Source organism: Streptomyces sp. NBC_01198 (assembly GCF_036010485.1).
In the GTDB taxonomy this organism is placed as follows: Bacteria; Actinomycetota; Actinomycetes; order Streptomycetales; family Streptomycetaceae; genus Actinacidiphila.
Genome location: NZ_CP108568.1, coordinates 7,700,870 through 7,713,804, shown reverse-complemented (window position 1 = coordinate 7,713,804; position 12,935 = coordinate 7,700,870). Strand labels below are relative to the sequence as shown.

Annotated in this window: 13 protein-coding genes; 7 read left to right on the top strand and 6 right to left on the bottom strand. The window is 74.2% G+C overall.

Annotated elements, in window-relative coordinates; translation table 11 throughout:
* The first annotated feature begins 155 nt into the window (after positions 1-155).
* A complete protein-coding gene (locus tag OG702_RS34310) occupies positions 156-1,253 on the top strand; it encodes a baeRF3 domain-containing protein (protein ID WP_327292864.1) in 1,098 nt (365 codons plus the stop codon).
* On the opposite strand, the gene OG702_RS34305 is transcribed toward OG702_RS34310, so the two are convergent.
* Positions 1,247-1,882, bottom strand: a complete 636-nt coding sequence (locus tag OG702_RS34305; protein ID WP_327292863.1) for a DUF6629 family protein — start codon at positions 1,880-1,882, stop codon at positions 1,247-1,249. The genes OG702_RS34310 and OG702_RS34305 overlap by 7 nt on opposite strands.
* A 52-nt stretch (positions 1,883-1,934) precedes the next feature.
* Positions 1,935-2,558 (bottom strand): hemerythrin domain-containing protein, encoded by a 624-nt coding sequence (locus OG702_RS34300; protein ID WP_327292862.1) that lies wholly within the window; start codon positions 2,556-2,558, stop codon positions 1,935-1,937.
* A gap of 336 nt (positions 2,559-2,894) precedes the next feature.
* Here OG702_RS34300 and sigJ point away from each other — a divergent pair, with 336 nt between their 5' ends.
* Positions 2,895-3,887 carry an RNA polymerase sigma factor SigJ gene (sigJ, locus tag OG702_RS34295; RefSeq protein WP_327292861.1) on the top strand — a complete coding sequence of 331 codons (993 nt, stop codon included), beginning with the start codon at positions 2,895-2,897 and terminating at the stop codon, positions 3,885-3,887.
* 4 nt (positions 3,888-3,891) lie between these two features.
* Here the strand turns inward: sigJ and OG702_RS34290 are convergent, their stop codons facing one another.
* A complete protein-coding gene (locus tag OG702_RS34290) occupies positions 3,892-4,629 on the bottom strand; it encodes a L,D-transpeptidase family protein (RefSeq protein ID WP_442814674.1) in 738 nt (245 codons plus the stop codon).
* A gap of 224 nt (positions 4,630-4,853) precedes the next feature.
* The gene (locus OG702_RS34285) at positions 4,854-5,408 is read right to left on the bottom strand and encodes an SRPBCC family protein (protein WP_327292860.1); all 555 of its coding nucleotides are present in this window, start codon (positions 5,406-5,408) and stop codon (positions 4,854-4,856) included.
* 226 nt (positions 5,409-5,634) lie between these two features.
* Between OG702_RS34285 and OG702_RS34280 the strand changes: the two genes are divergently transcribed.
* On the top strand, positions 5,635-6,099 hold the full coding sequence (locus tag OG702_RS34280) for a universal stress protein (protein ID WP_327292859.1): 465 nt from the start codon (positions 5,635-5,637) through the stop codon (positions 6,097-6,099).
* Here OG702_RS34280 and OG702_RS34275 read toward each other — a convergent pair.
* A complete protein-coding gene (locus OG702_RS34275; protein WP_327292858.1) occupies positions 6,083-6,661 on the bottom strand; it encodes a winged helix-turn-helix domain-containing protein in 579 nt (192 codons plus the stop codon). The genes OG702_RS34280 and OG702_RS34275 overlap by 17 nt on opposite strands.
* A gap of 391 nt (positions 6,662-7,052) precedes the next feature.
* Between OG702_RS34275 and OG702_RS34270 the strand changes: the two genes are divergently transcribed.
* Both OG702_RS34270 and OG702_RS34265 read left to right on the top strand, forming a co-directional pair.
* Positions 7,053-9,134 (top strand): FUSC family protein, encoded by a 2,082-nt coding sequence (locus OG702_RS34270; protein WP_327292857.1) that lies wholly within the window; start codon positions 7,053-7,055, stop codon positions 9,132-9,134.
* A gap of 127 nt (positions 9,135-9,261) precedes the next feature.
* Positions 9,262-9,414, top strand: coding sequence for a hypothetical protein (locus OG702_RS34265; RefSeq protein WP_327292856.1), 153 nt, complete (start codon positions 9,262-9,264; stop codon positions 9,412-9,414).
* A 37-nt stretch (positions 9,415-9,451) separates the two neighbouring features.
* Here OG702_RS34265 and OG702_RS34260 read toward each other — a convergent pair whose 3' ends face one another.
* Positions 9,452-10,696, bottom strand: coding sequence for an acyl-CoA dehydrogenase family protein (locus OG702_RS34260; protein ID WP_327292855.1), 1,245 nt, complete (start codon positions 10,694-10,696; stop codon positions 9,452-9,454).
* 147 nt (positions 10,697-10,843) lie between these two features.
* Between OG702_RS34260 and OG702_RS34255 the strand changes: the two genes are divergently transcribed.
* Entirely contained in the window at positions 10,844-11,485 is a 642-nt protein-coding gene (locus OG702_RS34255) for a TetR family transcriptional regulator (protein ID WP_327292854.1), read from the top strand.
* Positions 11,486-11,644: 159 nt separating this feature from the next.
* Positions 11,645-12,883, top strand: a complete 1,239-nt coding sequence (locus OG702_RS34250) for a MurT ligase domain-containing protein (RefSeq protein WP_327292853.1) — start codon at positions 11,645-11,647, stop codon at positions 12,881-12,883.
* Positions 12,884-12,935 lie beyond the last annotated feature (52 nt).

Genomic DNA, 12,935 nt, shown 5'->3' with positions numbered 1-12,935 from the left:
CCGGAGAGGCGGCGGCGGGCCGGGGTCGCCCGTGGTGGGCGGGCCGCGCGGACACGAGCTGCGGCGGGCCGGACATTGATATATCCATGAAGAGACAAAAGGACGCTCCGGGGGACGTCACCGGCACGCGATGCCGCCGCCGAAAGGGCCCTGCCATGCATGCGCCGATCAGCCCCGCAGTCCTTGCCGAGCTGCGCCGCCCGCGACCCTACCCGGCCGTCTCGGTCCTGCTGCCGACCCACCGCCGCGAGCCCGCCAACTCGCAGGACCGGGTGCGGCTGCGCAATCTGCTGGAAGAGGCCAAGGACGCGGTGCACAACGACCCGGAGGTCTCGCGGTCCGACCGGATCGACGTGATCGGCCAGCTCGACCAGGCGCTCGGCGAGGTGGACCTGGTGCACGCCGAGGACGGCCTGGCGATCTTCGCCGCGCCCGGCGAGCACCAGGTGTGGACGATGGCGCGGACCGTACCGGCCAGGGTGCTGCTCGCGCAGACCTTCCTGACCCGGAACCTGGTGGCCGCCCATGTCGCCAACCAGCCGTTCTGGGTGCTGGCGCTGTCCGCGGACGTCGCGACGCTGTGGAGCGGGTGCAAGGGGCGGGCGCCGGAGCAGGTCACGGACACCTTCCCGCTGCGCCGGGCGGCGGGGGACGTCGACCCGCAGCGCGAGGAGCGCGCCGGTGACACTGCGAGCACCTTCCGCGACGAGCGGACCCGGCAGTTCCTGCGGGAGGTGACCGAGAAGGCGGGGGTGGTCGTCGCGGCCGATCCGCGGCCGGTGTACGTGGCCGGCGAGGCGGCGGCGCTGGCCGCGCTGGACGAGGCGGGCAGGCTGGTGAAGGAGTCCGCCGGGCGGATCGTCCAGGGCGGTCTGGCCGAGGGCCCGGGCGAGGCGCTGCGCGAGGCTCTTGCCGCCGCGGCGGAGCGGCAGGCCGAGGAGGAGGTCGCGGGCGTGCTGTCCGAGCTGGACGAGGCGCGCGGCCGCAAGGCCTTGGCGGGCGGTGTGGACGAGGTGTGGCAGTCGGTCGCCGAGGCGCGGGTGGCGCTGGTCGCGATCGAGGACGGTTACCGCACGACGGTGCGGGACGACGGCGACCACCTGGTGCCGGCCGCCGCCGGTGACCGGGGGGCGCGGGACGACATCGTCGACGAGATCGCCGAGCAGGCGCTGGACATCGGGGCGAGGGTGCGTTTCGTCCCCGACGGCGAGCTCGCCGACGTCGGGCATGTGGCGGCGGTGCTTCGTTACTGACACCTTGCCGGCGGTCGTCCCCTCGGCGGCGGGTGGGCCGTGCGGACCAGCAGGGTGAGGGAGGTGACGGCGGCGACGGCGCACCAGGTGGAGATGAACTCCAGGCGCCAGAGCGCCGCGCAGACGACGGCGCCGGTGGCGGTGAGGGCGCCCAGCAGGCGCAGGGTCCGGTCGGGGGTGAGGAGGAGCGCGCCCACCGTGGCGAAGAGGTAGCCGGCGATCAGCCACGAGGCGTGCGGGACGTGCACGGAGTAGCCGACCGTGTGGCCGTGGATCTTCGCGGACGGGGGACGGGCCGCGACGCGCACGGCGAGGACGGTCGCGGTCACGGCGCCCACCACCGCCGGGGCGAGCAGCCGCAGGCGGGCGCCGGGCGAGGCGGACAGGACCGCGAGCGGCACCCAGAGCGCGAGCAGTGGCAGGGCGATCACCGTCCACGCGGTGGTGGCGGCGCCCGTGCCGCCGTCACCGTGCCAGACCGCGGCCTCGATCAGCTGGTGCGCCCCCAGCAGCAGGGGCAGCGCGGCCAGCGGCAGGTCGCGGACCCGCCGGGTCCGTGCCACGCAGGCCACGCCGAGCGCGCAGATCGCGGACCCGGCCGCAAGATCGGCCGTGGCGGACCAGCACATGGCGTCCTCTCGCGTCGGGGCCGGCCGGCGGTCTCTTCGGCCGCCGCTCGCCTCAGACCTTCCAGAGACCTTTCTTGTGGTACGCACGCTGCCACAGCACCGTGTTCGCCACCCTCACCGGCGGCGGAAACGCGCCCAGGAACTCGCGCCGCTCCTGGGCCGAGGCGCCGTCGATCACCCACGGGACGTAGACGGCGACGCCCCTGACGCCGAGGTTCCTGGCGTTGGCCAGCCCGAACTTCTGCCATTCTGCCCGGGTCAGCACCTCCTGGATCAGCGGCAGCGCGGCGTTCTCCTCGTGCGCGAAGTGGTGGTCCATCACCTCGTACAGGTCCTGGACGCGGGCCGGGAGGTCGTCAGCGCGGGAGCGGAGCGCGGTGTCGACCGCGTCGAGCCGCGGGCCGAGCTCCGCGTGCTCCTCCTCCATGGCCGCCATCAGCTCCAGGTCGCCGGGCCGGCCCTGGATCCTGGCCTCGACCTGCGGCCAGAGGGCCGCGTCCTCGACGGAGTGGTGGTTGTGCAGCTGGTGGCTGAAGTTCTCCCAGCCGGCCAGGATCTGCGGGGCGCCGGCGTGTCCCGCCCCCACGGCGGCGGTGAGCCGCCGCAGGTCGCGCCGGAAGGCCCGGTGGGTCGCGTACATGATGGTGAAATCGATGTCCTGCTGCGTGTCGGCCACGGCGGACCACTTCCTTCGGCACGTCGTCGTATCCCGCCGCCCCGGTCGGGGCGGGGCCGGGGCGCTGCGACGGACCGGCGGCCCCCCTCCTGCACCCGTTGCCGGGCTGCCGCCGGGCCGTCGTCCACGCCCCGCGCAACAAAGAGCACCGGCGCGGCCCGGATGTGACAGCGGCGCCGCGACCTCCCGCCGGGAGAACCGGACAAAACCGTCTCATCAGGCACAATTTCCCGCCGGCGCGAGACACACATCACATACCGGCCGCACGATGTCACGCTGGAGGCAGGCCGGGCCCTCGTGGGGCCGACGGGAAAACGCACCGCAGGAGGATCCATCGTGTCCGACACTCCGACCCGGCATGCCGCTGCGGCCGGCGACCGGGCGACCGCCGAGTTCGTCAGCCACCGGGAGCTGCTGTTCTCGGTCGTCTACAACATGCTCGGCGGCGTCGCCGACACCGAGGACGTCCTGCAGGAGACCTGGCTGGCCTGGACACGCCGCAGCGCCGGGACGCTCGGCGAGGACATCGACAACCCGCGGGCGTATCTGGTGAGGATCGCGGTCAACCAGGCACTGGCACGGCGGGCCGGCATCAGCCGCCGCCGCGAGACCTACGTCGGCCCGTGGCTTCCAGAGCCGCTGGCCACCGGGGCGCCGGAGACCGCGGGGTCGCCGCAGGCGGCGCTGTCGGCGGACGCGGCCGAGCCGGCGCTGCGCAACGAGTCGGTGTCGATCGCGATGCTGGTGGTGCTGGAGACGCTGACCCCGCTGGAGCGGGCGGTGTTCGTGCTGCACGAGGTGTTCGGCTACCCGCACACCGAGATCGCCGCGATCCTGGACCGCAGCCCCTCGGCGGTCAGACAGCTCGCGCACCGGGCGCGGGAGCACGTGCAGGCGCGCCGGCCGCGCTACCAGGCGGACCGGCGGTTGCAGCGGCAGGTGACCGAGCGGTTCATCGACGCGGCGCTGGGCGGCGACCTGGCGGAGCTGATGAGCCTGCTCGCCCCCGACGTGACGCTGTGGACCGACGGCGGCGGCAAGGCGGACGCCGCGTCGCGGCCGGTGTCGGGCCGGGAGAAGGTGGCGAAGCTGATCAGCGGTTACGCGGCCAACCGGCTGCCCGCGGCGGTCGACATCCGCTACCGGCAGGTCAACGGCGACCCGTCGGTGGTCGTCTTCGCGGACGACTCCCCCACCGCTGTCATGGTCGTGGACCTGGACGCGGACGACGACAAGGTCACCGGGATCTACCTGGTCACCAACCCGGACAAGATGTCCGGGGTCGCCCCGCAGGACGCGCCGGGCGACGCGGAGCGCGCCGCCCGGTGACCGTTCAGTAGCGGGTGACGTCCAGCGTGCCGCCGTCGGTGCCGATCGCGATGTGCGGATGGGCCGCGGGCTTGAGCCAGGCCAGCACGCGGCCCAGCGCGTCCGCCGGGATCGACACGCAACCGGCGGTCGCGCCACTGCCGTTGACGTGCAGGAAGATCCCGGCGCCGCGGCCCTTGACCGGCGCGGTGTAGTTGAAGTCGATGAGCACGGCGCGCGCGTACTGCGTCGGATAGTCGGCCAGGTGCTCCGACTCGCTCGCCCGGCAGTCCTTCGGCAGCGGGCTGACCCAGCGGTTGTACGAGGTCGAGGCGGTGTCCTCGCACCACCAGGAGGACGCGGTGACGCGGCGGTAGGACAGCGTGGTGCCGGCCGGCGCGGCGCTGTTGCCGAAGGCCAAGGGAAGCCCGTACAGGCCGGCGGGGGTGGTGCCGGTGTTCTGCTTGCGGGTGGTGCCCGCGGTCAGGCCGTGGCTGCCGAAGCGGGCGGGTGCGGTGCCGACCGCGATCCAGGTGCTACCGCTGCGCTCCCACCAGGTGAGGGTGCCCGAGGTGGCGCCGGCGGTGGGCGCGGTCGCGACGATCAGCTGGCTGCCGCCGCCGTCGTTCACCATGGTCAGCGGCAACGGCAGCGGCTTGGGCCGCGACGGGGTCCTGGCCACCGCGCTTCCCGCGGTGGTGACGGTGGCGACCAGTGCGAGTGCGGCACTGACGGCCACGGCGGCGGGGGTGGTTCTGCGCAACGTCGGCTCCTTGCCGGGGCGGTGACGGTGGGTCGCCGCAAGCCTGCCACGGGCGGCGCCGCCGCGCAGGCCCGCCGCAGTACCGGAGCAGTCCCCGGGCGACGGGGCCCGGAGGGTGGAGGGACCCCGGACATGCGGGAGCCCCGGCCGGGACGGGGGGACCTGGCCGGGGCGGTCACGCATGACGGGCTCGGGGGCGCCGCGTCACCTTGTTAGTTTAACACTCAATGAGCGTAGTCGAAGCCACCGGGTGCCGGTGAGGTGCGCAGCGGCGTCGCAGCGGGGGGACCGGGGTCGGCTGACCCCGTCGCGGGCGCGGGCGGGCCGTGCAGCGGAGCGGGTGCGGCAGCCGGGCCGCCGAGCAGGTCGCAGAACTTGCGGGCGTCGGCCGGCAGGTCGCGCCGCCATGCCATCGCGACGACCGGGGCGAGCAGCAGCAGCGCGGCACTGAGGCAGCTGGTCACCGAGAGCCGGACCATCGTGCCGTCGCCGTGCGGGATGAGGTCGAAGCCGTAGACCGGCACCTGGGTGCCCAGCGGGCTCCACATGCGCTGCCCGCGGAAGACTATGCGGCGGCAGGGTTCGAAGTGGTCGCACACCAGCCGGTGCGGCCGGCGCCGGCCCGGGTAGCGGTAGCGGTACGCCGCGTCGCGGCCGGGAACCACGGTGGCTGCGTCGACGGAGGTCACACCGGAGCTCCACAGGGCGAGATTACGGGCGTCGGCGAGAAAGTCGAAGACCTCGGTGTCCGGCTTCGACACGAATACGCTCGTGGACACGCTCGGCATGACAAACCTCCCCGGTAGCGGCGTGGGCGGCGAGCCGGAGCACGGGGCGCGGACCTGACCGTGGTGCGCGTGCCGGGCGGAAGGACGCTGCCTGTTTCACTCCTCCCGAAAAGCGTGCCCCCCAAAGGAGCGCATGTCGTGGCAATACACCCATTGGGGTGAGAACGCTGCGTGCTCGGGGATGAAACCGCAGGCCGCAGGCCGATAGCCTGACCGGGTGGACGAGCAGAAATCCCCCCCGCTCTTCGAACGCGGCACCGACGGGCCGAAGGTGATCCTCGCCGGTATCGACGGCTCGGACTCGTCCTGGCGTGCCGCCGCCTACGCCGCGGGTATGGCCCGCCGGCAGAACGCGCTGCTCGCCCTGGTCTACGTGCAGCCCTACCTGCCGGGCGGCGCCGCGCTCGGCGTCCCGGTCTCGGAGATGGACACCGGGATCGCCGCGCAGCTGGTGGCCGAGGTCCGCGCGTCGGTCGAGCGGCTGCGCGGGACCTTCCAGGTGCGGTGGGAGTTCCACACCTTCCGCGGCGACCCCTACGGCGGGCTGGCCGCGGCCGCCGACCAGCTGACCGCGGACGCGGTCGTGGTCGGCGCCTCGGAGCGGGCCGGCCACCGGCTGGTGGGCTCGGTGGCCGTCCGGCTGGTGAAGGCGGGCAAGTGGCCCGTCACCGTCGTTCCGTAGCTCCCTGCTGCGCGCGGTCGCCCTGGGCCGGGGCGTACTTGTAGCCGACCCGGCGCACGGTCACGATGCTGCCCCGGTGGTCGGCGCCGAGCTTGCGGCGCAGCCGGGCGATGTGCACGTCCACCGTGCGGCCGTCGCCGACATGGCCGTACCCCCACACCGTGGTGACCAGCTGGTCGCGGGAGTGCACCCGGTGCGGGTGGGCCACCAGGTGCGCCAGCAGCTCGAACTCCAGGTAGGTCAGGTCCAGCTGACGGTCGTCCACCGCGGCGGTGCGGCGGTCCTCGTCGATCCGCACGCCGGTGGCGGGCGCCGGGTCGGCGGCGGGCACCGGCTGGAGGGCGGCGGCCGGGTCGGCGGGCACGAGCACCAGGTAGCCGACCATCGGGGCGCCGCCGGCGACCGCGGGCAGCACGTGCCCCGGGGCAGGCAGCCAGGTGGCGCCCGGCGGCAGGAAGTCGGGGGCAGGCGGCACCTCGTCGGGGCGTACCGCGCGCAGCCGCTGCCGGTGGGCGGCGGCGGAGTGGGCGGGCAGGGACGTGACGGAAGGCAGGTTCGACATGGATTCGGCTCTTTCGCGCGAAGGGTCGTGGGACTCCGTTGTGCGCGGGACCGGTTACTGCCGCAGGGCCGCCGGTGGCCTTCGGGGGCGGGGCTGCCGGCAGGTCAGCGAGGGACGCGGGTCCGCGCGGGGATCGCGCGGCAACACCAGCGGTCGAAGTGGTGCTCCTGCCGGGACGGCCAGAAGGGCTCGAGGTCGCTGCGACCCGTCCCGGTGTCAGTAGTGCTGGCCATGCCCCCATTGAAGCAGACCGCGGCGCGCAGGTGTGAGGGTGCGGGCGGGCCGCGGAGTGGGCGCCGTCACGCCGAGGCCGGCGGATGTCCCGTATCGGCTGGTCCGGGGGCATCGCCCGGGCGCCCCGGGGTTCGACCTTCTGCCTATTCTCTGCACCATGACGTGGTTGCGTGCGCTGCGGGAGACCGCCAGGTCCGGCCTGCGGGTGGAGCGGACCCGTCTTGAGCCGCTGGTCGCGCTGCGTGCGGCCGGCGGCGTGGCGGTGGTCGTCGGGCTCGCGCTGTGGCTGTGGTCGCCGGCGGTCGCGGCCTCCTCGGCCTTCGGGGCCTTCGCCGCCGGGATGGCCACCTTCCAGCGCAGCTGGCGGCCGCGGGCGGTGCTGGCGCTCGCCGCCGGCGCGGGGCTGGCGGTGAGCACCTTCCTGGGGTATCTGGCGGCGGCGCACGTGGGGCTGTTCGTCCTGCTGCTCGCGGTGTGGGCGTTCGCCTCGGGCATGGCGTGGGCGCTCGGCCCGACCACCGGGCTCGTCGCCTCGCTGACGGTCGCGGTGATGCTGGTGACGGTCACCCTGCCGACCTCGATGATCGGCGCGTTGCAGCACGCGGCGCTGGTGGGGCTCGGGGCGGCCGTGCAGGCGGCGCTGATCGTGATCTTCCCGATCCGCCGCTGGGGCGCGCAGCGCGACGCGCTGGCCGACGCCTTCGCGGCCGAGGCGGACTACGCGCGCCGGCTGCGCCACGACCCGGTGGCGCCCTTCGACCCGGTGCCGCTGATGACCGCGCGCAGCGCGGCCGTGGTGACCGCCCGTCAGGCCAGGCGCCGGCCCGAGGAGTTGCACGGCAGCCGGGTGCTGGCCGAGCGGATCCGCCCGGTGCTCGCGTCGCTGGCGGACCCGACGGTGGGCGCCGCGGCCGAGGGCCCGGAGCGGGAGCGGGCGCGGGAGGTGCTGGCGGTGGCCGCGGCCGTCCTGGACTCGGTCGCCAAGGCGATCAGGAACGGCGACCAGGTCCGGGTCACCGAGCGGGCCGACGCCCTGCTGCAGGCCGACGCCCCGGGCGCGGACCTGACCGGCGCGGCCCGCAGGTCGGCGACCCGGCTGGTGTCGCTGCTGAGCGCGGCGGTGGAACGGGCCGAGGGCTCGGGGCCCTCGGACGCCGCCGGCGCCGCGCACCTGCTGCGCCCGTCGGTCGGCGAACTGCTGCCGACCGCGGTGCGGACCGTACGCCGCCAGATGCGCTGGCACGCGCCGGTCCTCCGGCACGCGCTGCGGGTCTCCGCGGTGGCCTCGACCGGCTATCTGGTGGGCACCGCGCTGCCGTTGGGGCACGGCTACTGGGCGCCGCTGGCCTCGGTGATGGTGATGCGGCCCGACTTCATCCAGACCTACGAGCGCGGGGTCGGGCGGTTCGCCGGGACGCTGGTGGGGGTCGCGCTGGCCACCGCGATCACCCAGATCGCACACCCGGGCACGTACACCTTCGCCGCGCTGGCGGTGGTCAGCGTCGGGCTGATGTATCTGCTGCTGCGGACCGGCTACGTGGTGGCGCAGGTGTGCGTCGGTGCCTACGTGGTCTTCCTGCTGGGCATGGGCGGTACGCAGCTGGAGCAGACGGTGCGCGACCGGGTGCTGCTGACGCTGCTCGGCGGGGCGCTGGCCATGGCCGCGTACGCGCTCTTCCCGTCGTGGGAGACCCCGCGGCTGCGGGACCGGCTGGCGGAGTGGACCGAGGCGACGGCCGGCTACCTGGCGGCGGTGATGGAGGCACACGCGGACCCGTCACGGCGGCGGCCAGGTGCCGTGCGCGGGGCGCTGCTCGATCTGCGGGCCGCGGGCGCGGCCTGGGACCAGGCGGTGACCAGGGCCGACGCGGAGCCGGTGCGGCACCGCGGCATGTCGCGCAGCGCGGTGCGGGACGCGGACGCCGCGCTGTCGGCGCTCGGGCGGGTGGGACTGGTGATGGAGGCGCACCAGCCGGCGACGGACGCGGCCCCGGTGCCGGAGGCGGCACGTTTCGCCGCGGCGCTGCGGCAGGCCACGGCGGTCGCGGCCGCCGGGATCACGGCGCGGCGGGCGCCGGAGTGGAAGGCGCTGCACGCCGAGCTGGACGCCTGGCCCGCGGACCCGGCGGGCGACCGCGTCGTACGCCGCTGCGCCGCGCTGCTGGTGGACACCCTGGACGAGCTGGCCGAGGCGCTGCGCCCCAGATCGACCGGGCAGCGCCACCCGGCCGGCGGCTAGGACCCGCCCGGCACCCGGGCCGGGCGGGATCGGTCCGGCCGGCCCGGCGCACCCGGGGAGCGACCCGCGGTCCTGGTGGCCCGGACTGCGGGTCTAGGCTGGTGAGCCGGACCAGAAGGAGCCCCCCATGCACATCGGCGCGATCCATGACGTGACGAACCTGGCGCTGTCGAACTCGCCGGGTCCAGGGCCGGTGATGCGTACGGTCATCGTCGTCACGGTGGTCGGCGTGGCGCTCACCGCGTGGTTCCTGCTGCGCGGCTACAGCAACGACAAGTGAGCCGGCGGCCCGCCGGCCCGCCGCGGCGGGGCCGCGGTCAGCGGATCGGCACGCCGGACAGCGTCCTGGCGATCACCAGCCGCTGGATCTCGCTGGTGCCCTCGAAGATCGTGTAGATCGCGCTGTCCCGGTGCATCCGCTCGACCGGGTACTCGCGGGTGTAGCCGTTGCCGCCGAGGATCTGGACGGCCTGGGCGGTGACCTTCTTGGCCGTCTCGCTGGCGAACAGCTTGGACATCGACCCCTCGGCCGAGGTGAACGGCTTGCCCGCGGTGGCCATCCAGGACGCGCGCCACACCAGCAGCCGGGCCGCGTCGATCTGGGTGCGCATGTCGGCGAGCTGGAAGGCGACGCCCTGGTTGTCGATGATCGGACGGCCGAACTGCTCGCGCCCGGTGGCGTATTCGAGGGCGTATTCGTACGCGGCCCGGGCGGTGCCCACCGCCATCGCGCCGACCGCGGGGCGTGAGGCCTCGAAGGTGGCCATGGCGGCGTTCTTCACCCTTTCCCGGCTCTCCGTTCCGCCGCCCGCCGCCGCGGCGCGCTCCCTGGCCCTGGCCAGCCGCTCGTCGAGCTTGTCCTTGCCGCCGAGCAGGCAGTCGCCGGGGACTCGTACGTCCTCGAGCACCACCTCGGCGGTGTGCGAGGCCCGGATGCCGTGCTTTTTGAACTTCTGGCCCTGGGACAGGCCCGGCGTGCCGGGCGGCACGATGAAGGACGCGTGGCCGCGGGTGCCGAGGCCGGGGTCGACCACCGCGACCACGACGTGCACGTTGGCGATGCCGCCGTTGGTGGCCCAGGTCTTGGTGCCGTTGAGCACCCACTCCCCGGTGGCCTCGTCGAACACCGCACGGGTGCGCATCGCGCCGACGTCGGAGCCGGCGTCGGGCTCGGAGGAGCAGAAGGCGGCGACCTTGACGTCGTCGGCGTCGCCGTACATCTGCGGCACCCAGGTGCCGATCTGCTCCTCGGTGCCGTTGGCCAGCACGCCGACCGCGGCCAGTCCGGTGCCGACGATGGACAGGGCGATGCCCGCGTCACCCCAGAACAGCTCCTCCATCGTCAGCGGGATGCCGAGGCCGGTGGGGTCGAAGAACTGCTGGGCGTAGAAGTCCAGCGAGTACAGGCCGATCTTGGCGGCCTCCTGGATGATGGGCCACGGCGTCTCCTCGCGTTCGTCCCATTCGGCCGCGGCGGGGCGCATCACGTCGGCGGCGAAGCCGTGGATCCAGTCGCGCACGGACCGCTGGTCATCGTTGAGATCGAGCGTGAAGTCGCCCATCGTCCCCTCCACATGCTAGTTACTTGCGGTAACAGCAGTCTGTTACCGTCGGGTAAGGGATGTCAACTCGCCAAACCGCGCGTGAGCGCTCGTGCCGGGGGTGTTACGTTGCGCAGACCACCGGCAATCGAACAAGCGGGAGGCGCGGTGGAGACCGGCCAGCGGGAGGACCAGCGGACGGCCACGCAGCGGCGGCGTACGGAACTGCTGGAGGCCGCCGAGCGGGTGGTCCTGCGGGACGGCCCCGAGGCGTCGATGAACGCCATCGCGGCCGAGGCCGGGATCACCAAGCCCATCCTCTACCGGCACTTCGGCGACAAGAGCGGTCTGTACCGGGCCCTGGCCAAGCGCCACACCGACGCCCTGCTGGCCACCCTGCGCACCGCGCTGGACTCCCCCGGCGACCGCAGGGACCGGGTCGAGGCGACGCTGCACGCGTATCTGTCCGCCATCGAGACCCGGCCGCAGGTCTACCGCTTCCTGATGCACCCGGCGGAGACCCCCTCCGACGAGAAGGGCTTCGACGTCGGCCGGCACTCCGTCCCGCTGCTGCGCCGGATGGGCGAGGACCTCGGCGAGGTGATAGCCGAGCGTCTCGACCTGGGCCCCGACACCCGCCAGGTGGCACGGGTCTGGGGGCACGGCATCGTCGGGATGATGTACGCCGCCGGCGACTGGTGGCTCGGCGAGCAGCCGCTGTCACGGGATCTGCTGGTGCGTCATCTGGCCGATCTGCTCTGGGGCCGGCTCGCCGAGACCGGTGACCGGGCGGGCAGCCGGGGCCTGTGACCCCCGCCCGCCACCGGGCGGCGCGGTGCCGGTCCACGGCGCGGAGTCGATAGGCTGACCTCGACCGGAACTTGCCGGCCGCCGCAGCGGCCGCCGCAGGGACGGATTACCGGCCACCGCAGGCGGCATCGCGGCCGGAGTCGAGGAGGAAGACAGACGATGGCAGGCAACTCGGAGCCGCTGTCGCCACGGGCGAAGCTGGCCGTGACGGCGGGCAAGGCGGCGGCGGCGGTTTCCCGCGCGGCGGGCAAGGGCAGCGGGTCGGTGATCGGCGGCAAGGTCGCGCTGCGTTTCGACCCCGACCTGCTGGCCAGGCTCGCGCGGCACCTCGACGTGGTGCTGGTGTCCGCCACCAACGGCAAGACGACCACCACCCGGCTGCTCGCCGAGGCGCTGCGGGCCGGCGGCCCGGTGGTCTCCAACGCGCTCGGCGCCAACATGCCGGCCGGCATCACCTCCGCGCTGGCCGGCGGTTCCGACGCCCGCTTCGGCGTGATCGAGGTGGACGAGAAGTACCTGGCCGGCGTCGCCAGGGACGTCGCCCCCAAGGCCATCGCCCTGCTGAACCTGTCCCGCGACCAGCTCGACCGCGCCGCGGAGACCCGGATGCTCGCCGAGAAGTGGCGCGAGGGCCTGGCCGGGTCCGAGGCGATCATCATCGCCAACGCGGACGACCCGCTGATCACCTGGGCCGCCTCCTCCAGCCCCACCGTGGTGTGGGTCGCGGCCGGCCAGTCCTGGAAGGACGACGCCTGGTCCTGCCCGTCCTGCGGCGGGGTGCTGCAACGCCCGGGCGACGACTGGTTCTGCGCCGAGTGCGGCTTCCGCCGCCCCACCCCGACCTGGGCGCTGTCCGGCGACCACGTCGTCGACCCCTACGGTGTCGCCTGGCCGATCCACCTCCAGCTGCCGGGCCGGGCCAACAAGTCCAACGCCGCCGTGTCGGCCGCCGTCGCCGCCGCCTTCGGCATCGACCCCAAGGTCGCCCTGGAGCGGATGTACAAGGTGCAGGCGGTCGCCGGGCGCTACGACGTGGTGTCCTTCCAGCAGCGCGACCTGCGGCTGCTGCTGGCGAAGAACCCGGCCGGCTGGCTGGAGACGTTCTCGCTGATCGACGGCCCGCCCACCCCGGTGATCCTGTCGGTGAACGCGCGCGGCGCCGACGGCACCGACACCTCCTGGCTGTGGGACGTGGACTACACCCGGCTGGCCGGCCACCCGATCATGGTGATCGGCGACCGCAAGCTCGACCTCGCGGTACGCCTGGAGGTCGCCGGCCTGCAGTTCACCGTCTGCACCAACCTGGACGAGGCCGTGCGGACCGCGCCGCCCGGCCGGATCGAGGCGATCGCCAACTACACCGCCTTCCAGGACCTGCGCCGCCGCGTCGGCAACTGACCCGGCCGTCCGCGGGCGACGCACCGCCCGCCGCCCCCCGCCGCTGCCGCTG

Excerpts from the sequence above, each read along its gene's own strand:
- OG702_RS34305 (WP_327292863.1), bottom strand. The coding sequence starts at position 1,882 with ATGTGCTGGTCCGCCACGGCCGATCTTGCGGCCGGGTCCGCGATCTGC.
- OG702_RS34275 (WP_327292858.1), bottom strand. The coding sequence starts at position 6,661 with ATGTCGAACCTGCCTTCCGTCACGTCCCTGCCCGCCCACTCCGCCGCC.
- OG702_RS34250 (WP_327292853.1), top strand. The coding sequence starts at position 11,645 with ATGGCAGGCAACTCGGAGCCGCTGTCGCCACGGGCGAAGCTGGCCGTG.
- OG702_RS34265 (WP_327292856.1), top strand. The coding sequence starts at position 9,262 with ATGCACATCGGCGCGATCCATGACGTGACGAACCTGGCGCTGTCGAAC.
- OG702_RS34310 (WP_327292864.1), top strand. The coding sequence starts at position 156 with ATGCATGCGCCGATCAGCCCCGCAGTCCTTGCCGAGCTGCGCCGCCCG.
- OG702_RS34270 (WP_327292857.1), top strand. The coding sequence starts at position 7,053 with ATGACGTGGTTGCGTGCGCTGCGGGAGACCGCCAGGTCCGGCCTGCGG.
- OG702_RS34260 (WP_327292855.1), bottom strand. The coding sequence starts at position 10,696 with ATGGGCGACTTCACGCTCGATCTCAACGATGACCAGCGGTCCGTGCGC.